Here is a 21,288-nt window from a genome sequence, read left to right on the forward strand (position 1 = left end):
TAATAAAGCATAGTAGTTTCAAATATCAAGTACAGATTGATCCAGGAGAGTATTTCAAACGTTGCGCCGCCGCGAGATATAGCCGAGAAATAAACTAGTACACAATCGTATCCGTAGCCAAAGGTGGCAAATTGAGATTCCCTGTTTCTAAGTGAAAGCTAAACTGAGAATAGTTACCCGAATCAGCTGCTGATGTGTTAAAAGCGAATATTTTCTCTAACGTTGGATGCCCATCAAGTGCTCCTAGCTTTTCAAAACCGACCTTGGTGTCATTGATATAAAGAAGTTTCAAGTTTTTGTTACTTACTAACTTTTCGAAGCCTGCACCAGAAACAGCAGTCTTACTCAACTTTAAGACTGTCAAATTCGGAAGCATAGCTATTTTCTCTACAATTGCATCCGTTATCTCTGTTTCAGTGAAATCTAAGTAAACAATTTGGTCCTTTGCAGCTTGAAGTAAATACCAATCTGAATCTGAAAACTCTGGAAAATTCACACAGCTGATAGATAGAAATGGAGAGCCTTCTTTAATTACTTCTGCAAAAAAACCATGGTCTCGAAGCTTTGCAATGGAATCGAGCGGAAGCATAGAGATTTCAACTGTTGGATAAAATGGCTTCTCATTCTTTTTAAAAAATGGCTCGATCAAGCGCTCGGTAATTTTCGATTCACCGAGTTTTGCTTTATCAGAAGCACCAGTTTCAATCCAAGCTTTAATCAACGCTATTTCTTCCTTTCTAGGCTGACGTTTATCCTTCGGAGGCATGTGATCTTCATGATCTTCTGGTAATACCAATCGTGTGAACAGTGCGCTCTCTTCAAAGTTTTTAGCCACTAAAATTTTGCCTTCTTCGCCCCCTTTTTGAATTGCTTTGAAGGAACTCAGATCTAATTCACCCTTCAGCTTTTTAGGATTGTGACAGCTTATGCAGTTCTGATCCAGAATTGGCTGGATTGCTCCAGTATAGAATTCAATTTCTTCCCAGTTCTCATAGGGAAGTTCGAGTGGCTCGGTATTGCTAAATTCAACACCCAATAAAGATTGCAATTCTGGAGGTAAAACTTCCGTAAAGTAACCTTCTCCATGCGTGATATTTCCGCCCAGATGTCCGGTCAGCATAATTATCGTCAGGAGAACCGCGCCTTTGATTCGTAAATGTACAGGAGTTAAAACTGCTTTTTTCAAGTGGTACCATAATCCACAAGAAAGGAGCGTGGTGAGAATTCCTAGAATCAAGTGAAACTTAACAGTATCCCAGGTATATCCTTCATTTTGGTAGTGCAGAAAACCACTGAGGCTTGCTAACAGGGCAGATATTCCACCAAGCAAAAAAGCTAATTGTATAATTTGTGAATAGGTTTCATACTTTTTCCCAAACAAAAAAATCAAAATCACTCCAAAAACCAGAAATCCAATAGGCAAGTGGACCAAGACAGGGTGAAATCTCCCGAATAATGGTAGAATAAAATTAATCATTTGCGAAGCGTTCTTTTATGGCTTTCATGATAAAAACATTGGCTTCCCACTGATCAGCAATGGGCACATTGGAAAATGGAACGGTAGGTAGATAGGGTGGAGGTCCAAATTCAGTGGTGATCGTGAAAACTTTATGACTCGAATTCTGAATTATATGCTCCCAAATATCCAAGTGAGTAGTAAGTGTGGATTGCCATTCAGGAGCTGTAGGGTTATTCACTTGTGGGCCTTGTGCGAAGCCTACTCTTGCATGAATGTGATCTATGCGCGGAAGGATTTGCTGTAGCAAAGCATCATTCAATCCTATCACACGCTCATGAACAACCATCCAATGACTGATGTCAAGATTCAGGCGTAAGTCAGGGGCTTGATTGATCATCTCAAGGGTAAGTGGGACTGTATATGAAAAGCGGCCACGGTGTGTTTCATGAACGATGGGAATTCCCGATGCCTTACTAGCTTTGTTGGCTATATCTATGAATGCCTTATTCTCTTCCAATGTCCAGTAATCGGATCCTGTATGGGAATTAATTTTAACCGGCTTCCAAGCGATTATTTGTTGTAAGTTTTCCTCATAAAGGTTGAGCGCCTCTTCGTATGTAAGCCCTTTATTTGTTCCGACAAGAAAAATCACTTTTAGATCATATTTAGCTAAACCCGCTTTTAACTTTTTTTGAGCATCCACGTCATATGGAAACCAAGTTTCTATTCCGTCATACCCATCGTTTTTAGTACGCTCTAGAAAGTCATTTATAGCTAATTTATTTCCCCAGTCCGTTTGGAAAAATTCGAGTTTTTGTTGCGCAAAAACTGGTGAAAATAAGAATAAGAATAGAAAGGCAAGATGGGTGATCCGAGAAAGCATGGAGGGTTACGCTAGTATTTTGTTAATTAACTCACCTTCCACATCCGTCAATCGGAAAGGTCGGCCTTGGAAATCATAGGTGAATTTTTCATGATCAAAACCCATCAGGTGTAAAATCGTCGCATGGATGTCATGGACAGATACTTTATCCTCAATTCCTGAAAAGCCGAAATCATCAGTTCGGCCATAGGTCAAACCTGGCTTGATACCGCCACCAGCCATCCACATCGTGAACGCATCTACGTGATGGTCTCTGCCCAAAAATCCTTGGGTTTTGCCGTCGCGGTTTTCTTGCATAGGAGTTCTGCCAAATTCGCCTCCCCAGACCACGAGTGTGTCTTCTAGCATTCCTCTTCTCTTCAAATCAAGCAATAATGCTGAGATCGGTCTATCAATCTCACGGCATTTGTTTCGAAGACCCATATCGATTGAGCCGTCATGATCTGTACCATGAGTGTCCCAGCCCCAGTCGTAAAGTTGTACGAATCGTACTCCTTTCTCCACCATTTTTCTAGCCAAAAGGCAGTTATTTGCAAAGGATTCTGCACCAGGCTGCGTACCATACAATTCATGAATTGATTCAGGTTCATCGTTAATATTCATCACCTCAGGCACTTCGATTTGCATTCTATATGCCATCTCATACTGATTGATTCTAGAAAGAATCTCGGGATCGCCATAGGCATTGAATTCCTCCTGATTTACGGTGTTGATCGCGTCAATGACATTTCTTTTGAGATTTCTGCTCATGCCTTCAGGGTCATCCAAGTACAAAACCGGATCACCTTTGGATCTACATTGTACGCCTTGATACACGGAAGGCAGAAATCCAGATCCCCAAACACTTTTTCCTGCATCTGGAGTTTTTCCTCCAGAAGTAAGCACGACGAAGCCAGGTAGATTCTGATTTTCTGTTCCTAATCCATAGGTCACCCAGCTTCCCAAACTTGGTCTTCCCAATCTTGCACTGCCAGTTTGCATGAAAAGCTGAGCTGGACCATGATTGAATTGATCCGTATGCACAGCTTTCAAAAAAGAGACTTCGTCAGCGAGTTTTGAGAAATGTGGAAGATAATCTGATATCCAAGCGCCTGATTCTCCATGTTGAGAGAAGTTTGCCTGAGGACCTAGAATGTTGGGAGTTCCTTGGATGAAAGCAAATTTTCTTCCTTCCAAAAGCGAATCAGGACAAGGCTTATTATGGTATTTTATTAGCTCTGGTTTGAAGTCAAAAAGCTCCAATTGTGAGGGAGCGCCGGCCATGTGGAGGTAAATGATCGACTTAGCTTTAGCTCCGAAAGGCGGTGGTAAGGGTGCAAGTGGGTTGAGATCGCGCTGACTCAAGTTTAAACCTTTGGATGCGGCAGATGACCCAGTATCGCAACCAAACATTAAAGGAGCCATCGCAAGTCCACCAACTTTAGATACACAGTCCATTAGGAAATGTCTTCTTGTTTGAGTTGCCAGCTTTTGCTGTGCAAACTCGACGAGCATTTTGTCTAAACTTTTCATGTGCAGGTTGTTTTATCTTCAATCATGCTAATAGGTACTATTTATATTGCTTGATTTCATGTCAGGGTTTGGTTAAAAACTCATCCAAATTCAACATGGCGTTGGCCACTACGGTCATCGAAGCTTGCTCTGCAGTTATGGTTCTGTCCTTCCATCCGAAAAAAGAGTTGAGTTCAGCAGGATTTTTTTTATACTGTGCAGAAGCCTCAGTATGAAGTTTTTCTAGAGCTGCTAGTTTAGGCTTAGAGATCGGAGCTAAAATCAATTTTTGGTAGCCATAGCTGATTGCTTTTTCAGGATTGGAATCACCATGAGCTAGCATGTCTTCGGAAAGGAAATATGCAGCTTCGAGATATACTGGATCGTTTAATGTCACTAGAGCCTGTAATGGAGTATTAGTTACTAGTCTTCTACTCAGACATATCTCGCGGCTACCTGCATCAAAGGACAAAAATGATGGGTAAGGACTAGTTCTCTTTAGGAATGTGTAAACTCCCCGACGGTGCGCGTCTTCGCCTGTGCTTTCTGTCCAAGTTCCACCATTATAGACCGTCTGCCAAATCCCGTCTGGTTGTGCAGGCATTACACCTGGACCGTACATTTTATCACTCAATAAGCCAGCTACCGCCAATGCTTGATCTCTAACCTGCTCGGCACTCAACCTAAATCGTGGTCCCCGAGCATAGTATTTATTTTGTGGGTCTTTGGTAAAAAGCTCTGTTGATATCACTGAAGATTGCTTGTAAGTTTTGGATGTGACGATTTCTCGAATAAGGCTTTTTATGCTCCAATCGTATTCATTCATCGTTTTCCAAGCCAAATAGTCAAGTAATTCTGGATGGGATGGTGGATCAGATTGAGTACCCATATCTTCCAAAGTACTCACTATTCCTCTTCCCATAAGTTGATCCCAGACACGATTGACAAGTGTTCTGGAGGTCAGCGGATTTTCCTTATCTGTTAGCCAGTAAGCAAAACCAAGTCGGTTATTTGGCCATTCCTCTTTCCAAGGATTTAGTTCTTTTGGAGTTCCCGGTTGGACTTTGTCACCTAAAATCATCCAATTGCCACGTTCGAAAACACGAGTTTCTCTGGTCATGTAGTCCGGATTTTCTATCAAGATAGGAAGCTTTGTTCCTCTGAAATTCAACTTTGCTTCCCAGCTTTTTTGAATTGCTGCATAACCACTTTTATTTTCCCCTTCTAGTTTCGGCACAAAGGCAAACCAAATAAACCTAGCAGCAGTTTGGTCAGGTTTGGCATTTGGATTTTCTATTTCTAAATACAGATCAACTGTTCCTTTTATTTCTTTAAATGGGATAGGACGGATGATTTGCCCAGTAGAATTGATTGGAAATGATGCAAGAAGTTCACCTTCAGGTCCTCCATTTCGGATCGTCATCTTACTTCCATCAAGTCCGGCTGAATACTCCATCAAGAGTTGGTCTGAGCCTTGTGTATTTATATTTCTTAAATAAGCTGAGCCATTACCCTCAATTCCTAGCCATTTGCTGTCTAGCAGAGTAGCGTTCACAAAGTCCACCGCTGAGTGAGAAGGATATTTGGGTTCCAAATATGTCAGAAAATCTTCCCTGGCTTTAGCTGCATTTTCTCCTTCGTTTTCCTTTACCCATTTGGTGATAGATGCTATTTCCGTCTTTTCATCTGGGGAAAAAAAACGAAGTCTAGGTTCCTCGTCGTGCGTATCTTCATCACGGGAATTATTGAAAAATGCTGCAGACTGATAAAATTCTTCATGTCTAATCGGATCATAAGTATGGCTATGACATTGCACACAGGCCATGGTGGTACTTTGCCATACTTCATAAGTAGTACTTACTCTATCCAATACCGCAGCCACTCGGAATTCTTCATCTTGTGTACCACCTTCATCGTTGTTCATGGTATTGCGATGAAATGCGGTAGCAGTGAGCTGATCTTGTGTAGGATTAGGTAATAAATCTCCGGCTAGCTGCTCAATTGTAAATTCATCGTAAGGCATATCTTTGTTGAAGGCCCGAATTACCCAATCCCTATACGGCCACATGGTCCGGTTCACATCTCGTTCGTAGCCCTTGGTATCTGCATATCTTGCCATGTCTAGCCACCAAGTTGCCCACTTCTCGCCGTAGGTAGATGCAGCCAGCATCTGGTCCACTGCTTCTTCGTAGCTAATCTTTTTTGAAGAATAAGCTTCTGTAATTTTTTGAGTAGGAGGCAAGCCCGTGATGTCGAGTGAAGCTCTACGAATTAATTTTAGATAATTTTCCTCTGGTGAAAATTCAAGTTCTTGTTCTTCTAGCTTTTGAGAAACAAAAAAATCTATAGAATTAGAGGCAGTCACATTACCTTCAGGAGATATTCCAGCAGTAAGTTTTCCTTCAATTTCTTTTGGTTTCTGTACGGTTTGATATGCCCAATGCTTACCCCATTTAGCTCCCTGCTTAATCCAAGTTTTTAGTAAATCTATTTCATCCTTCGAAAGCGGCTCTTTTTCATAAGGCATTCTCAATTCAGGATCTGAAGCTGTCAGTCGCTTGATTAATTCACTTCCATTTGGATCTCCAGGGATAATTGCCGCGTGACCAGATTCAGTAATCGCAAATGCTTCCTCTTCAAAAAGCACTGAGAAGCCACCGTTTTTTTTGACTCCACCGTGACAGGTAATGCAGTGTTTATTAAGTATAGGTTTGATCTGCGTGCTGTAGTCTACTTCCTTTTCTGAACCAAATATCAAAAACCCGAGAATCGCTATGACGAAAGCAAGGGTAAGAAAGCCGGCTATTTTAAGATTATTCATGGGCTAGTGAATGATCCTGAAAAGTAAAGAATTCTGAATTACTACGAAAACCACTTATATCATTAAGGTAAAATTGTATTAGGATTTGCTAATATTCTGAAATTCTGGTCTGGGCAACTTAGATAAATAGAAGATGTAATTTTGGATGGTTTCGCGATAAGTAATAATAATCGGTTATAAAATTCCCCTTGCCCCCTTTGTCAAAATCTCGTTTCCAGATTCTATCTAAAAGTCAAGGAGGAGTTGATCCAATTCTGGAGTGCCTTCCGAATGACTCTAAAGGTTTAAGATAAATAATTGCCGCTTTCACATTAAAATAAGTAGTAAAAAAGCGATGAATGAGAGCGTGTAGGTCCTGCTTCTGGAGAAGAGGGATAGTCCTGAACTACGGTCTGTGTTTTCCTCTGTGCACACCGTGGTGAAATATACTTTAAAAAAAATACCCCACTTGAGAGAGCAGGGTATTGAAATTAGAATTTGAAGTTTGGAAGATTTTCCAAAATATCTTTGGTCATTCGGGCAAGATCATAATCGTGTTTCCATCCCCAATCTTCTCGTGCGCATGTATCATCGATACTATCTGGCCAGCTGTCAGCAATAGCCTGACGGAAATCAGGATTGTATTCGATTTTGAAATCTGGAATGTGTGTAAGTATGCACTGATAAATTTCCTCGGGAGTGAAATTCATCGCCGCAAGATTGTAGCTTGAGCGTATTTTAACAATTTCGCGTGGAGCATTCATTATGTCTAAAGTCGCCTTAATTGCATCTGGCATGTACATCATCGGCAAAGAAGTGTCCTCACGAAGGAAGCAGTCGAACTTCTCACCAGCCAAAGCTTTGTGATAAATATCAACCGCGTAATCAGTCGTACCACCGCCTGGAAGTGATTTGTATCCGATCAATCCTGGATAACGTAGGCTTCGAACGTCTACATTGAATTTCTGAAAATAGTATTCACACCATCTTTCTCCAGCTTGTTTCGAAATACCATAAACAGTATTCGGCTCTTTCACACAATACTGTGGCGTATTGATTTTAGGAGTATTTGGTCCAAAAACGGCGATAGATGACGGCCAATAAACTTTGTTTAGCTTGAACTCTTTGGCGAGTTCTAGGACATGAATCAAACTATCCATGTTGAGCTCCCAAGCGAAAAGGGGTTTTTTCTCACCTACTGCAGAAAGAACTGCCGCCAAATGATAGATCTGTGTGATATTTTCGTTTTTGACCAGATTTCTCAATCCATCCTTATCCATTACATTAAGAACTTCAAATCGGCAAAAATCAAATTTAGATCGAGCAGATTCATTTAGATCTGTTGCAATTACTTGCTCTGCGCCATACTGATCTGCCAGTGACTTAGTGAGTTCTGAGCCTAACTGCCCTGCAGCGCCTATTACTAGGATTTTTTCCATGGATATTTCTTTCAAATAGAACCTAAAGAAGAGCTCTAGGTTTTTGTTTATATTTGGGTTTGCAGTCGCAAAAGTACAAAAAAAAGTACGCTCTGAGTGGAATTTTTGACCAGTAGAATCAGACGTTTTTGAAAAATATTTAATCAACTAGCTATCATGTACGATCAATTCAAATCCAAATTACAAGAGGAACTAAAAGGAATAGAAGAAGCCGGGCTTTTCAAAAAGGAACGCGTCATTACTTCTCCTCAAGCAGCACAAATCACGATTGCAGGTGGTCAGAAGGTATTGAACTTCTGTGCAAACAATTACTTAGGACTTTCCTCGCACCCAAGAGTGATAGAAGCAGCTAAGTCAGCGATTGATTCTCATGGTTTTGGAATGTCATCTGTACGATTTATTTGCGGTACTCAGGATATTCACAAGGAATTGGAAAGGAAGATTTCAGAATATTTAGGCACTGAAGACACGATACTTTATGCTGCAGCTTTTGATGCAAATGGGGGAGTGTTTGAGCCTCTTTTAGGAGCCGAAGATGCGATTATCTCTGATGCTTTAAACCATGCATCCATTATCGATGGTGTTCGGCTTTGCAAAGCCATGCGTTTCCGATACGAGCATAATAATATGGAGGATTTGGAAACTCAGTTGAAAGACGCAATTGCTAAAGGAGCAAAGCAGAAAATTATTGTGACTGATGGTGTTTTCTCAATGGATGGCACCATTGCACAATTGGACAAAATTGTAGAACTAGCTGAAAAATACGAAGCATTAGTGATGACAGATGAGTGTCATTCTACTGGTTTCATGGGTAAAACTGGACGTGGTGTTCACGAGCATTGCAATGTGATGGGTAAGATTGATATCATCACGGGTACGCTAGGTAAAGCATTAGGTGGTGCTTCTGGAGGATTTACTTCAGGTAGAAAAGAGATAGTAGAATTGCTTCGTCAGCGGTCTAGACCCTATTTATTCTCTAATACCTTGGCTCCTTCGATCACTGGTGCTTCAATAGCAGTTTTTGATTTGTTGTCTGAGACGACAGAATTGAGAGATAAGCTGGAAGAGAATACCAAGTATTTCCGTGAGAAGATTACTGCAGCTGGATTTGACATCAAGCCTGGAGAGCACCCGATTGTTCCGATAATGCTTTATGATGCTGTGCTATCTCAGAAAATGGCTGAGAAAGTTTTGGAGAAAGGTATTTATGTGATTGGTTTCTACTTCCCAGTGGTACCAAAAGGACAAGCAAGAATTCGGGTACAGATATCAGCTGGTCATGATCGTGCACATTTGGATCAAGCAATTGCTGCTTTCACTGAAGTTGGAAAAGAGTTGGGGGTGATTGATTGAGAAGTAAATTAATTTTTAAGTAATGAAGCTATTTCTTATATATAACAATGCCGGAATTCAAATACAGAATTCCGGCTTTTTTGATTGTTAATCAAATTATAGTGCAGGGACCTAGTTAATTGAGCCTTGATAATAAAGTTTGTTAGGTGATTATTGACGGTTACCTAACAGTCACATGATAACAACTCTGGTTCCTTTCTTTTATGAAGAGAATTTTATCTGATTTTTGATATTCATCTAGAATCATTTCAAGCTTTTTTTGTGCGTCTCTATTGCCACCTTTTTTTCCATTAAATCTAATATAGGAGATATCAAATGAGACTCCATAGGAATGGGAGCTTTCACCAGAAGTTGCATTTCTATTACGTTTTCTGAGACTTTGCTGCTGCTCAGGAGTCCGGGTAACTGATGTGATTGTAAAGAAACTTTCAGTATCTGTTAACATCTGAAAGGCTTGTCCAAGTTCTTCAAGTACTATTTTAGAATAGGGAGTAATGTACGGATGGCTATGTGTCAATTTCATTACATCGTATCCGGCTCCCTGACTTACTAGCACTAACTTATTCTCTTTGATAAGACTCTCAAAATGACTTTCACTCGATATTAAACCTATTCCATTACTTTCTCCTGCAAACAAATGTTTGTCATATTCTTTGGTGATAATTCCTTCAGGAATAGGTAGTATAACTCTAGGAGCAGGTAGTTCAAGTTTTACAGGTGGGACTTCTCTATCGACTGGTATTGCTGTTTCTGTGTTGCTGGTTAAGCTAGAATATGTGTTTTTCAACTGTTGCTTCAACTCGGGCATGTAGGACTGCGTTGCCAATGCGCCTGCTGAAAAAAGTATGAATATTGAGGCAAGTTGTATGAAAGGGGGTTTTTTCATAGGTAAAGGATACTTTATTTTTTTATTTTTTCTGAGAAGCTTGGTTTGGGCGTAGCAAAGATTAATCCATAGTTCTTTCTAAGAGTAAAACTGACTTCAATTTATAGATTAGTCAACTTGCTATTTGGGTGAAACAAATCTCAGATGAAATTTTTTCTTTAGGCTGCTAGGCTTATAAACGGTAGTTTAAGGAGAATAGTACAGGCTGACATCAAAAATACATGCTAGTCTTAAAAAATTTTAGTAGTTCAATTTATTTTTAGAATTCTTAAAAATAAATAAGAAAATGGATTGCAAAGCGTCAGGTCCAGAATTTAAAGCGACTCGATTTAAGAAGAGCTTTTAGCAAGATTAATAAGCAGAATCTGCTTTAGTTAATTAGAAAAATGTTCAACGAATGAAAAATTCTGAAGCAATACCGCTGAAGAATACGATCCTATAATTGTTCAGTTCTTTAGGCTTAGCCCAGATGTCGTAAGTCAAAAATTACAAAATAGATGGAGTAAGTAAACTAGGCCAGGATTTGTTCAACTTCATCTTACAAGGTCTATTTGTTAATATTAATCTCACACTCATCAACATGGGCGGCAGCTTTATGGTAATTTCTGGGAAAGGAGATATCCAGCCTAGTTATTTGGAGAATGGGTTATATTTTCTGCTTAGGCTTGTAGCAAATCTGTATTTACTTGTCGTTGCTATGATTTCTTGGAATATATATCGTATCAATAAATGCTTGCCACTGAAATACGCTCTAAAGATTAACTTTTTGAAATAAAAAAAACGGTAAATGGGAGCTTGCCGTTTTCTATGTGGATGTCCTACTCGTCATGGCGAGTTTCCTTCGTTTTTTCGATTCGTATTCTTCAATGTCCTCGAATCGAGTATCTACATCGAGGTTATTTAAATAATCATTAATTAATTCTCTGATTTCTTGGAAGGACATATTATGAATTATCTTACCATTTTTTGACATAGACAACTGCCCAGTTTCTTCTGAAACTATCAGTACTATCGCATCAGTGGTCTCTGACATTCCTATTGCAGCCCGGTGACGCAGGCCAAACTGAGCAGGGACTTCACGTTCAGTAACTGGCAGGATGCAACGAGCGGCTTTGATTTTACCGTTATGGATGATTACAGCGCCGTCATGGAGTGGGCTATATTTGTTGAAGATCGAAATAAGTAATCTTTTCGATAGTTCTGCATCGAGAATATCTCCACTTTCAGCATAGAACTTTAGTTCAGTGCTTTTAGAAATCACCATCAAAGCTCCTGTATTACTACCAGCAAGTGTTTTGGACGCATCAATGATAGGACTGATATTGAAGAGTGAATTGTCTTTTTTTCTCCAAAAGAAAAGCATGTCTTTCCATACATTGTCGTCCGAAAGGAGAGAAGATCGTCCGATTAGCAATAGGAATTTCCTGATTTCTGGCGCGAAAATAATGATGGCAGCTATCACCCCAACTCCCATAAACTGACCTAAGATGGCCGTAAGTAACTCCATACGAAGTGCCCGAACTAGTAGATAGATCAGGTAAATAGATAGGAATCCGAGAAAGATTTTGATTGCAACACTACCTTTCAGCAGCTTATATACTTGATATAATAGGGCCGCAACCAAAGCTATATCGATGATATTAACGATGGAGATATCTAAAAATCCTATTTTGAAAAGTAATGTCAAGGGTATAAAGTGTTGAATAATTTTAAGGTTTCGTTTGCTTCTTTAACGTCATGAATTCTCAGGATGTTTGCACCATGACATAAAGCAAACATGTTTAATGCAGTTGTTCCATTTAGTGCTCGACCGGCCTCAACATCCAAAGCTTTTGAAATCATCGATTTTCTCGATATTCCCACAAGTATAGGGAGGGAAAGAGTTTGGAATTGATGAAGATTTCGGAGTAAGTAATAGTTCTGTTCGAGAGTTTTTGCAAATCCAAATCCAGGATCAATTATTACATCTTTGATGCCAGACTTTCTAAATTGTTCCAGTTTTTCAGCGAAATAATACAATATTTCTATTAAAATATCTGAATAATTCGACTTTTTCTGCATGTTTTGAGGATTTCCTTTCATATGCATTGCAATATAAGGGACTTGAAGCCTAGCTACAGTCGAGATCATATCTTGATCCAAGTCTCCTGCCGAAATATCATTTATGATGTGTGCTCCGGATCGGATTGCTTCTTCTGCGACCTTTGCGCGAAAAGTGTCAATTGAAATTAAGATGTCCGGGTAAGTAGCAGTGATCCAACTTACCGCTGGTATAACTCTGTCGAGTTCCTCTTGTAAACTAACATCTGAAGCACCTGGTCTTGAGCTGTATCCCCCAAGATCAAGTATACTAGCGCCGTTAGTAATATGGGATTTGACTAAAGCTGCTACTTTTTCTAGTGATTTCTCAGTTCTGCTCCCCTCAAAAAATGAATCTGGAGTTAAATTTACTATTCCCATCAGCTGAGGTTTGTTCCAGCTGATTAGCCTTCCATCGATTTGAAGGGTGTTTTTATGGGGAAATGATTTATCTTCGATTTTGGAAGAATTACCCGGATGAGGAAACATTAAATTAAAAGACTTTGGAGACGCAAACGAGTAACGAATATAAGGAAGTTATTAGCCGTTGTAAAGAACTATTTCGTAAGAAGACTATAGATTATGGTACAGCATGGAGGATTTTTCGCTTACCATCTATTACAGACCAGATTTTCATTAAAGCACAACGCATTCGATCTATTCAAGAAAAAGGTAATCAAAGAGTAAATGACCCGATTGAGGATGATTTTGTTGGAATTATTAATTATTGTCTAATTGCGTTGCTCCAAATAAGCTATCTAAAAGATGAGCGCATGGATATTCCTTTTGACGAATTGGAGCCTGCTTACGATCATTGGGTGAATGAAACTCGCGGTCTTTTGGAAAATAAAAATCACGATTATGGAGAAGCATGGCGTGAAATGCGGGTGAGTTCCATGACTGATATTATCTTAATGAAATTGCTTCGCACAAAGCAAATTGAGGACAATCAAGGCCTAACCTTGGTGTCTGAGGGTATCGAGGCGAATTATCAAGATATGATCAATTACGCAGTATTTTGTTTAATTAAATTAGAATATAATGTTTAAGCAGGGGTTTTTGTGGGTGATCAGATTTATAGTCGGTGGCCTTTTTATTTTTTCAGGACTTATTAAAGTCAATGATCCTGTGGGAACGGCCATTAAGTTGGAAGAGTATTTCGACGTGTTTGCAAATGATATCGCGGGCTTTTTTATCTATTTAAAGCCTTTTGCATTAGAGCTTGGGATATTTCTTGTGGTTGTAGAAGTAGTTCTTGGAGTGATGTTGATTTTGGGAGTGAAGAGCCGTTTTACTGTATGGGCGCTTACTTTGATGATTTTATTTTTCACTTTTCTCACATTCTATTCTGCTTATTTTAATAAAGTAACGGATTGCGGATGTTTTGGAGATGCGATAAAACTGACCCCATGGCAATCGTTTTACAAAGACTTAATTCTATTGGTTTTAATTTCAATACTCTTATTGTTTCAAATAGATTTGCCTAAGACTTCTCCAAAATGGGCCAAAGTGGTTACTATAGCCTCTATAGTGTTGTCATTTGTAATTGCCATTTTGGCTGTAAGAAACCTTCCATTCATTGACTTTAGAGCATATAAAGTGGGGGTGAATATTCCTCAAAATATGCAGCCTTCTGCGCAATTGCAATATTCTTATGTGATGAAAAAAGATGGAGAATTAGTAACCTATGATCAGTACCCATCAGATGAGAGTTTAGAGTTTGTCGAAATGAAATTGTTAAACCCTGATGCTCTGCCAAAGATTTCTGATTTCGCCGTCTGGAATGAGGATGGGGATTTTTCTGAGGAAATTTTCACCGGGAATAAAGTACTAATCTTGGTAAATAGCATAGTGAAAATCAACAAATCAAATCTTGATCACATTGACCAACTGGTTAAGTCGCTTACAGGATCACCTGTTCAGCCTGTTTTCGTAGCAGCAGCTTCGCAGGAAGAGATTGATAATTTCGTCACCGCCAGAGGATGGGATGTGCTAACACTTCAAGCGGATGCGACTGTAGTGAAAACGATTATTCGTGCAAATCCCGGAATACTGGTTTTAAAGGAGGGAGAAATTTTAGCAAAGTATCATCACAATAATACCCCCGAAGCAGGGGCTATACTAGACCTCTTCATGAAATAGGGTATGGGTAAGGAATTGAAAATTGTCTTAGTAGGTTTGCCTGGTTCTGGTAAAAGCACTTTTGGGAGACAGTTGGCGGCTGTTCTCAAATTCCCTTATTATGATTTAGACCACCTGATAGAAAATCGGTTTGCGATGAAGATAACTGATATATTCTCCCAACATGGAGAAGGGAAATTCAGAGATTGGGAAACTGACGAACTCAAGTCGTTTTTAAATCGAGAAGGTTCATATGTGCTAGCTTCTGGCGGAGGCTGTCCATGCTTTAACGATAACATGGATTTAATCAATGAAAAAGCGGTGTCAGTGTATTTGGATGTTCCGCTAGAAGAGATCTCTGTCAGGTTAGGTTTGTCCAAAGCTCACAATAGACCAATGTTTTCAGGACTTGACCAGGGAGAGATTACACTAAAATTAAAAAGTTTGCTGGTTTTGAGAGATTACTTTTATAGGCAAGCAAAAATAAAACTCAGCGGAGAAGACTTCTCCGCTGAGTTATTAGTTTCTGAGTTGATTCGCTTGATCAAAAACTAAGTCCAAGAGTAAGCACTCCATTTAACTGATTGTTTTTAATTTCAGTCAACGGACCGGTATTGTTTCCCTGTGTATCCAAAACTTGGTAGCTGCTGTAAAGGGTATTAAACTTTGAGTTTACTAAAGCAAAATCAACTGAGAGCTTTTTTATTTTCACACCTAATCCTCCACTGATTTGCTGGGTACTTCTGTCATAGTCAGAACCTAAAACTGGATCTCCATAGTAACCATATCCACCTCTGAATCTGAAATTGCTAAATTTATATTCTGCGCCAAATCGAAAGTTTATAGTGCTGCCATATACTTTTTTGATTTCCAAATTGTCAGGTCCTTCATCAAAATCATTTGAGTTAATCCTTGCGGCACTGTAATCTACCCAGTCCACATCAGCTGAAAGGAAACCGTTTTTCCCCAAAAATACGGTGGCTCCACCACCAATTTTAAGTGGAGTATTCAAATTGTACGAGCTTATTATAATGTCTGAAAAATCTTCTACTTTCCCTAATATTATGTCTTCTGGTTTGTAATCGAAATTATCGTAATTAGCAACCATACTTGAACTGTACTCTTCATTTAATACATGCCAAGTTGGAGTTTGCAAAGTAAATCCTAGGTTAAGGTAGTCTATAGGCTTATAGATTAAGCCAAGATTAAGATTTATACCACCTCCATTGATGAATAAATTTTCTTGAAGATTTGTGTTAATAAGTGGACCTTCAGAGAATTCCTCATTGTAAATTTTTCTAGAATTAAAATTCAGTGATCGAATCCCAATTGAGCCACCGATGAAAAGTTTATATTTGAAATTAGCTCCATACGCAAAAGTGATTTGACTTGAACTTCCTTCTTGAATAATGTTTTCATCTTGGAAAGGTGCGATGAAGCCATTAATAGGTAGATACTCACCTATAATAGCATTTCCATCACTATCCAATCTTGGATTAATTTGGTAGGTGTTATATGCCATACCAGTTATGCCAAAACTAGCAACTTGATTTTCAGAGAATCCATTTGCATCCTGTAAGTAAAAATCTATGATGGAGGTTTCTCCTGGCTGGTCCGAATAAAAGCCATATTCACTATTAAAATTAGCTATCCTCTGAATACTGACACCAAAAGCACCTCCTTTAAAAGATCCTCTATCTAATTCACCTTTAGGGCGTGCCATTACAATACTAATGTTTGGCAAAGAGAAATTTGTAGTATTATAGCTTTTACTCTGCCCCATATAATTTGTCTCTACTCCCCAATCCGTATACCCAAGTGTAGCGCTCGCCTCTGAAGATCTGAAGAAACCTAAACCTGCTGGATTGCCTGCTATATTAGAAACATCACCACCTAACGACCATTGCGTGCCACCTACCCCTATTATTCGGGCAGAACCTGCAGGTTTTACTTGACTGAAGCGATAAGCATCTTCATAGTAGCCACTTTGGGCCATTAGTGTAGACGTAGATAGTAGACAAAGGGATAAAACCAGAATGGATATTCTCATTTAGATTGTATTTGGATATAGTAAATAAACGTAGTGAGTTGATGAAAATGTTTCTTTAAGTCCATATTCTTGCTAGAAAATTCTCAAATTATTTAAGAATCAATCTTTACGCAAGAATAGGTATCAACAAATAAGGCAGTGAACTCACTGCCTTATTTGTTGATAATGAAATCATTGATTAATTACCTCTTACTCCTCTTGTAGGAGTGGTAGTAGTTGTTCTAGTCGATCCTCCTGAAGTACCTGTGTTACCTGAGCTTCTACTTGGAGTGCTGTAAGTAGGTGTGTCGTTTCGAGTAGGTGTTGTTGTTCTAGTTGGTGAAACTGTTCTTGTATTTGTATTCACGTCACCTCTATTGTAAGTAGGGGAGGTTGTTCTACTTGGAACATTACTTCTATTATAAGAGGGACTAGATGTTCTGCTATTGGTAGGATAAGAACTTCTAACATTACCACCTCTTCCTGCATCGATACTTCTAGAATTGGTTGATGTGCCTACGTTTGGTCTAGCAGATGGCATTGCGCTTCTGGTAGAAGAAGATCTATCCATTGCAGGTGAACTTACATTTCTAGTACCAACAGTTCTTGAGGTAGTATTATAATAATCATTTTGAGATGAGCTGAAGTCTCTTGCAGAAACTCTTGAATTGTCAGAATTGGAAACCACTCTTCTAGAGGTAGCACTACTACTATTATTCAAAACGTCTCTTCTTGCATTAGCTCTTGCAGTACTAGGTTGAAGTGCTGCATTTGAAACATTTACACCTCTAGATGAAGCAGCAAGAGATGAACCTCTTGTAGGTCTAGCTCCAGTTACTACTCTGCGATCTCCATATTCACCACCTGGCAGGATATAAACCGGATTGCTTGCGTACATTGGGTTGTAACCATAGCCTGGATATCCAAGGCCATATCCGCCGCCGTAGCCATATACAGGTCTGAATGGATCATAAAAATTTCCATATCCATACATTGGTCTGTAGAAAGGGCTACCAAATCCGAAACCGATGTTCATACTGAAACCTGGTCTAAAGCCATATCCGCCACCCCAAAACGGGTCGTAAAAACTACCCATTCCAAACGGACTCATTCCAAATGAATTCATTCCGTACATCATTCCCATGCCGAAAGCCATGGAAGAATTGAAGTTGGAATTAGTGCCTGAATTGCCTACTCTATAGTTATCGTATGCATTGATATCTGGATTACTTCCATCTTCCCCAGCCTCGTCAAAATAGACGATTTCTTCTTGTGAAGTGTTTTCTTCCGCTTGATATCTAGCGATATAATCTGGATTGACATTTCTTGAACTAAAGCTTTCCTGCGGAATAGTTTCTGTAGCTGATGAAATGGTCTGGAATTGCTCCCGATTATTATTTTGTACAGCATACTCTGTTGCTACCTTAGCATCAGAGGACATGAAATACAAATTATCATTGGTGTCCATAGTTGCTAATTTGTTCGTGTTACACGAAACTAATATCAGCGATCCAAGGATAAATGATGATGTAATTATTGCAGAATTCTTCATAGTAGAAGTTTAAATGTTACTTTCTTATACGAGAGCAAGGGTGAAGGGTTATACTTTTTGGTTTATATTTGCCACGCATAAGTTAGCAAAAATAACCGTAATCTGTATCACAACCAACCACAATGAGTAAAGGACTACCTACTAGAAGCGAGGATTATTCGCTATGGTACAACGAATTAGTGAAGAAAGCCGATTTGGCAGAAAATTCAGCTGTTAGAGGATGCATGGTCATCAAGCCATATGGATATTCCATTTGGGAGAAAATGCAAGCAGAACTTGATCGGATGTTTAAGGAAACAGGACACTCTAATGCTTATTTCCCACTTTTTATTCCTAAATCCTTCTTAAGCAAAGAAGCTAAACATGTGGAAGGTTTTGCTAAGGAATGTGCTGTGGTAACCCATTACCGACTCAAAAATGCTGAAGATGGAAGTGGTGTAATTGTAGATCCAGACGCAAAATTGGAGGAGGAGTTAATCGTACGTCCTACCTCTGAGACGGTAATATGGAGTACTTATAAAAATTGGGTTCAGTCCTATAGAGATCTTCCACTTTTAGTGAATCAGTGGGCAAATGTTGTCCGTTGGGAAATGAGGACGAGATTGTTTCTTCGAACCACAGAATTTCTTTGGCAAGAAGGACATACTGCTCACGCTACTAAAAAAGAAGCCGAAGCTGAAGCCTTGCAGATGATGAATGTTTACGCTGATTTTGCTGAAAACTTCATGGCATTGCCAGTAATAAGAGGTAGAAAAACAGAAAGTGAGCGTTTTGCAGGTGCTGAAGATACCTTGTGTATAGAAGCTTTGATGCAGGATGGGAAGGCACTACAAGCTGGTACTTCTCACTTTTTGGGTCAAAATTTCGCGAAAGCATTTGATGTGAAATTTGCTACCAAAGAAGGAGGACTTGAATACGTTTGGGGTACTTCTTGGGGTGTAAGTACACGTTTGATGGGTGCATTGATTATGGCTCATTCAGATGATAATGGATTGGTTTTGCCTCCGAAATTGGCTCCAATTCAAGTTGTGATAATTCCTATTTACAGAAAAGATGAGGAACTGGAAGCTATCACCGAAAAAGTCAATGGCATTATGGCTGAACTTCGTAAAGTTGGGGTGTCAGTGAAATATGACAACCGTGATACCTACAAGCCAGGATGGAAATTTGCTGAACACGAGCTGAAGGGTGTTCCACTAAGAATTGCTATTGGTCCACGAGATTTAGAAAATGGAACTATTGAAATTGCCAGAAGAGATACCTTAACCAAGGAGCAGTTTGAGTTGGCTTCTCAGCCGATCTCCGAGAAAATAACAGGCATGTTAGAAGATATTCAAACTAGTATTTATTCTAAGGCATTAAATTTCAGAGCTGAGAAAACCACTGAAGTGAATTCTTGGGAGGAGTTTAAAGAAGTCTTGGAGGGAAAAACAGGTTTCTTATCAGCCCATTGGGACGGTACTTCAGAGACTGAAGAAAAGATAAAAGATCTTACTAAAGCTACAATCAGATGTATTCCTTTAGATAGAAGAGAAGAAGATGGAATTTGTGTTTACTCTGGCAAGCCATCTACCGGTAGAGTTCTATTTGCAAAAGCTTATTAATCAGTTGGCCCGGAAATATCCGGGCTTTTTTTTATACGTATGTGGCGAGAGATAACTAGGAAAAATGTATTTTAGGCTCTTATACATTTTCTAAAAAGTCAATGACTATCCTAGTACTATCCAGCCTACTAATTATAGGTCTAATCCTGTTGCTTGCCGAAGTGCTTTTTGTGCCTGGGACTACAGTTGTTGGTATCTTTGGACTTGCTGTCAGCTTAGCTGGAGTTGCCTATGCGTTCCTAAGCTTTGATGCTGAGACTGCATGGTGGGTTACATCTGTAGCGGTCATTCTAAATCTGGCGGCTATTGTGTATGGATTCAGCTCAGGGGTTTGGAATCGTTTTTCACTTAAGTCTTCTATGCAAGGAGGAACCTTTGATGGTCGCACTGATGGCTTGCAATTAGGGATGTCAGGTAAAACTATTTCGGATCTCAAACCAATTGGAAAAGCTAGCTTTGACGATAAAGTCTATGAGGTGAAATCTGAAAATGGATTTATTTCCGTAGAAACTGAGGTTACCATTATCAAAATTGAAAACAATAAAATTTTAGTTAAATAATATGGAGAATTTAGATCCGAACAGTTCAATGTTCATCCTAGTGGCCGCAGTCGCAGGAATTGTCCTTCTTTTCATCTTCTTGTACTTTGTTCCGGTTAATCTCTGGATCACTGCTCAATTTTCAAATGTGAAAGTTGGTATAGGTGAACTCATTGGAATGAGAATCAGAAAAGTACCGCCAAGTATTATAGTGAATTCGTTAATCACGGCTACCAAAGCTGGACTTGAGATGACTACTAATGATCTAGAGACTCACTATATGGCTGGTGGGAATATTCCAAATGTGATTCGAGCCTTAATTTCAGCTGATAAAGCCAATATAAATTTGACATTCAAACAGGCTACTGCTATTGATTTGGCAGGTAGAGATGTGTTTGAAGCAGTTCAGATTTCTGTGAATCCAAAAGTAATCAACACTCCAAATGTAGCAGCTGTAGCTGCGGATGGCATTCAGTTGATCGCAAAAGCTAGAGTGACTGTCCGTGCAAATATCGCACAGCTAGTCGGTGGTGCTGGTGAAGAAACTATTTTGGCTAGAGTAGGTGAGGGGATTGTGACATCTATAGGCTCTGCAGCTACACATAAGAGTGTGTTGGAGAATCCTGACAAGATTTCAAAACTCGTACTTCAAAGAGGCTTAGATGCAGGAACTGCCTTTGAAATTCTTTCGATTGATATCGCAGATATCGATGTAGGAACAAACATCGGAGCGAAATTGCAAATCGATCAGGCTTCTGCAGATTTGAAAGTTGCCGAAGCAAGAGCAGAAGAAAGACGTGCGATGGCAGTAGCGCTAGAGCAAGAGATGAAAGCTAAAAATGTAGAGATGAGAGCTAAAGTTATCGAAGCTGAAGCAGAGATTCCAAAAGCTATAGCAGAAGCATTTAGAAGCGGTAAACTAGGTATTATGGATTACTATAGAATGGAAAACATCCAATCTGATACGGCTATGCGAGAATCAATTGCCGGTTCAGACGAATCTAAGGATTCTTCGAAAGGCAAAAACGAGAAAAAATAAAATAAAGAAGGGGC

General features: G+C 39.4%; 17 protein-coding genes. 7 read left to right on the top strand and 10 right to left on the bottom strand.

Annotated features, from left to right (window positions below; translation table 11 throughout):
• Positions 1-94 precede the first annotated feature (94 nt).
• From BVH02_RS01410 to BVH02_RS01430, 5 genes are all read right to left on the bottom strand, one after another.
• Positions 95-1,477, bottom strand: coding sequence for a c-type cytochrome domain-containing protein (locus BVH02_RS01410; RefSeq protein WP_086498006.1), 1,383 nt, complete (start codon positions 1,475-1,477; stop codon positions 95-97).
• Positions 1,470-2,342 (bottom strand): sugar phosphate isomerase/epimerase family protein, encoded by an 873-nt coding sequence (locus BVH02_RS01415; protein ID WP_086498008.1) that lies wholly within the window; start codon positions 2,340-2,342, stop codon positions 1,470-1,472. Before BVH02_RS01415 ends, BVH02_RS01410 begins: the two co-directional genes overlap by 8 nt.
• A 6-nt stretch (positions 2,343-2,348) precedes the next feature.
• On the bottom strand, positions 2,349-3,854 hold the full coding sequence (locus tag BVH02_RS01420) for a DUF1501 domain-containing protein (protein WP_086498010.1): 1,506 nt from the start codon (positions 3,852-3,854) through the stop codon (positions 2,349-2,351).
• Positions 3,855-3,915: 61 nt separating this feature from the next.
• Positions 3,916-6,654 carry a DUF1553 domain-containing protein gene (locus BVH02_RS01425; protein ID WP_086498012.1) on the bottom strand — a complete coding sequence of 913 codons (2,739 nt, stop codon included), beginning with the start codon at positions 6,652-6,654 and terminating at the stop codon, positions 3,916-3,918.
• Between the two features lie 470 nt (positions 6,655-7,124).
• Entirely contained in the window at positions 7,125-8,072 is a 948-nt protein-coding gene (locus tag BVH02_RS01430) for an NAD-dependent epimerase/dehydratase family protein (RefSeq protein WP_086498262.1), read from the bottom strand.
• 156 nt (positions 8,073-8,228) lie between these two features.
• Here BVH02_RS01430 and kbl point away from each other — a divergent pair, with 156 nt between their 5' ends.
• Positions 8,229-9,425 (top strand): glycine C-acetyltransferase, encoded by a 1,197-nt coding sequence (kbl, locus tag BVH02_RS01435; RefSeq protein WP_086498014.1) that lies wholly within the window; start codon positions 8,229-8,231, stop codon positions 9,423-9,425.
• A gap of 160 nt (positions 9,426-9,585) precedes the next feature.
• Here the strand turns inward: kbl and BVH02_RS01440 are convergent, their stop codons facing one another.
• From BVH02_RS01440 to folP, 3 genes are all read right to left on the bottom strand, one after another.
• On the bottom strand, positions 9,586-10,311 hold the full coding sequence (locus BVH02_RS01440) for a DUF5715 family protein (RefSeq protein ID WP_205635694.1): 726 nt from the start codon (positions 10,309-10,311) through the stop codon (positions 9,586-9,588).
• Positions 10,312-11,116: 805 nt separating this feature from the next.
• Positions 11,117-11,998 (bottom strand): diadenylate cyclase CdaA, encoded by an 882-nt coding sequence (gene cdaA, locus BVH02_RS01450; RefSeq protein ID WP_086498018.1) that lies wholly within the window; start codon positions 11,996-11,998, stop codon positions 11,117-11,119.
• Entirely contained in the window at positions 11,995-12,879 is an 885-nt protein-coding gene (gene folP / locus BVH02_RS01455; protein WP_086498020.1) for a dihydropteroate synthase, read from the bottom strand. The genes cdaA and folP overlap by 4 nt, the downstream gene beginning before the upstream one ends.
• A 14-nt stretch (positions 12,880-12,893) precedes the next feature.
• Between folP and BVH02_RS01460 the strand changes: the two genes are divergently transcribed.
• Genes BVH02_RS01460 through BVH02_RS01470 form a run of 3 tightly spaced genes read left to right on the top strand, consistent with a single transcriptional unit; the run spans position 12,894 to position 15,066 of the window.
• Entirely contained in the window at positions 12,894-13,439 is a 546-nt protein-coding gene (locus BVH02_RS01460) for a DUF1599 domain-containing protein (protein ID WP_086498022.1), read from the top strand.
• Entirely contained in the window at positions 13,432-14,532 is a 1,101-nt protein-coding gene (locus BVH02_RS01465) for a BT_3928 family protein (RefSeq protein ID WP_086498024.1), read from the top strand. The genes BVH02_RS01460 and BVH02_RS01465 overlap by 8 nt, the downstream gene beginning before the upstream one ends.
• Before the next feature lie 3 nt (positions 14,533-14,535).
• The gene (locus tag BVH02_RS01470) at positions 14,536-15,066 is read left to right on the top strand and encodes a shikimate kinase (protein WP_086498027.1); all 531 of its coding nucleotides are present in this window, start codon (positions 14,536-14,538) and stop codon (positions 15,064-15,066) included.
• Here BVH02_RS01470 and BVH02_RS01475 read toward each other — a convergent pair.
• On the bottom strand, positions 15,056-16,561 hold the full coding sequence (locus BVH02_RS01475; RefSeq protein ID WP_086498029.1) for an OmpP1/FadL family transporter: 1,506 nt from the start codon (positions 16,559-16,561) through the stop codon (positions 15,056-15,058). The two genes, BVH02_RS01470 and BVH02_RS01475, sit on opposite strands and share 11 nt — an antisense overlap.
• Positions 16,562-16,739: 178 nt before the next feature.
• Positions 16,740-18,092: a hypothetical protein gene (locus BVH02_RS01480; protein ID WP_086498031.1), complete on the bottom strand. Its 1,353-nt coding sequence runs from the start codon at positions 18,090-18,092 to the stop codon at positions 16,740-16,742.
• Positions 18,093-18,214: 122 nt separating this feature from the next.
• Here BVH02_RS01480 and proS point away from each other — a divergent pair, with 122 nt between their 5' ends.
• The 3 genes from proS (at position 18,215) to floA (ending at position 21,274) form a co-directional block, all read left to right on the top strand.
• Positions 18,215-19,696: a proline--tRNA ligase gene (gene proS / locus BVH02_RS01485; protein ID WP_086498033.1), complete on the top strand. Its 1,482-nt coding sequence runs from the start codon at positions 18,215-18,217 to the stop codon at positions 19,694-19,696.
• A 101-nt stretch (positions 19,697-19,797) separates the two neighbouring features.
• Positions 19,798-20,256 carry an NfeD family protein gene (locus tag BVH02_RS01490; protein WP_086498035.1) on the top strand — a complete coding sequence of 153 codons (459 nt, stop codon included), beginning with the start codon at positions 19,798-19,800 and terminating at the stop codon, positions 20,254-20,256.
• Between the two features lies 1 nt (position 20,257).
• A complete protein-coding gene (gene floA / locus BVH02_RS01495; protein WP_169712826.1) occupies positions 20,258-21,274 on the top strand; it encodes a flotillin-like protein FloA in 1,017 nt (338 codons plus the stop codon).
• Positions 21,275-21,288: the final 14 nt, after the last annotated feature.

Source organism: Algoriphagus ratkowskyi (assembly GCF_002150505.1).
Classification (GTDB): domain Bacteria; phylum Bacteroidota; class Bacteroidia; order Cytophagales; family Cyclobacteriaceae; genus Algoriphagus; species Algoriphagus ratkowskyi.

Bases quoted from the DNA above. Each gene is read 5' to 3' on its own strand.
- BVH02_RS01410 (WP_086498006.1), bottom strand. From the start codon at position 1,477: ATGATTAATTTTATTCTACCATTATTCGGGAGATTTCACCCTGTCTTG.
- BVH02_RS01415 (WP_086498008.1), bottom strand. From the start codon at position 2,342: ATGCTTTCTCGGATCACCCATCTTGCCTTTCTATTCTTATTCTTATTT.
- BVH02_RS01420 (WP_086498010.1), bottom strand. From the start codon at position 3,854: ATGAAAAGTTTAGACAAAATGCTCGTCGAGTTTGCACAGCAAAAGCTG.
- BVH02_RS01425 (WP_086498012.1), bottom strand. From the start codon at position 6,654: ATGAATAATCTTAAAATAGCCGGCTTTCTTACCCTTGCTTTCGTCATA.
- BVH02_RS01430 (WP_086498262.1), bottom strand. From the start codon at position 8,072: ATGGAAAAAATCCTAGTAATAGGCGCTGCAGGGCAGTTAGGCTCAGAA.
- kbl (WP_086498014.1), top strand. From the start codon at position 8,229: ATGTACGATCAATTCAAATCCAAATTACAAGAGGAACTAAAAGGAATA.
- BVH02_RS01440 (WP_205635694.1), bottom strand. From the start codon at position 10,311: ATGAAAAAACCCCCTTTCATACAACTTGCCTCAATATTCATACTTTTT.
- folP (WP_086498020.1), bottom strand. From the start codon at position 12,879: ATGTTTCCTCATCCGGGTAATTCTTCCAAAATCGAAGATAAATCATTT.
- BVH02_RS01465 (WP_086498024.1), top strand. From the start codon at position 13,432: ATGTTTAAGCAGGGGTTTTTGTGGGTGATCAGATTTATAGTCGGTGGC.
- BVH02_RS01470 (WP_086498027.1), top strand. From the start codon at position 14,536: ATGGGTAAGGAATTGAAAATTGTCTTAGTAGGTTTGCCTGGTTCTGGT.
- BVH02_RS01475 (WP_086498029.1), bottom strand. From the start codon at position 16,561: ATGAGAATATCCATTCTGGTTTTATCCCTTTGTCTACTATCTACGTCT.
- BVH02_RS01480 (WP_086498031.1), bottom strand. From the start codon at position 18,092: ATGAAGAATTCTGCAATAATTACATCATCATTTATCCTTGGATCGCTG.
- proS (WP_086498033.1), top strand. From the start codon at position 18,215: ATGAGTAAAGGACTACCTACTAGAAGCGAGGATTATTCGCTATGGTAC.
- BVH02_RS01490 (WP_086498035.1), top strand. From the start codon at position 19,798: ATGACTATCCTAGTACTATCCAGCCTACTAATTATAGGTCTAATCCTG.
- floA (WP_169712826.1), top strand. From the start codon at position 20,258: ATGGAGAATTTAGATCCGAACAGTTCAATGTTCATCCTAGTGGCCGCA.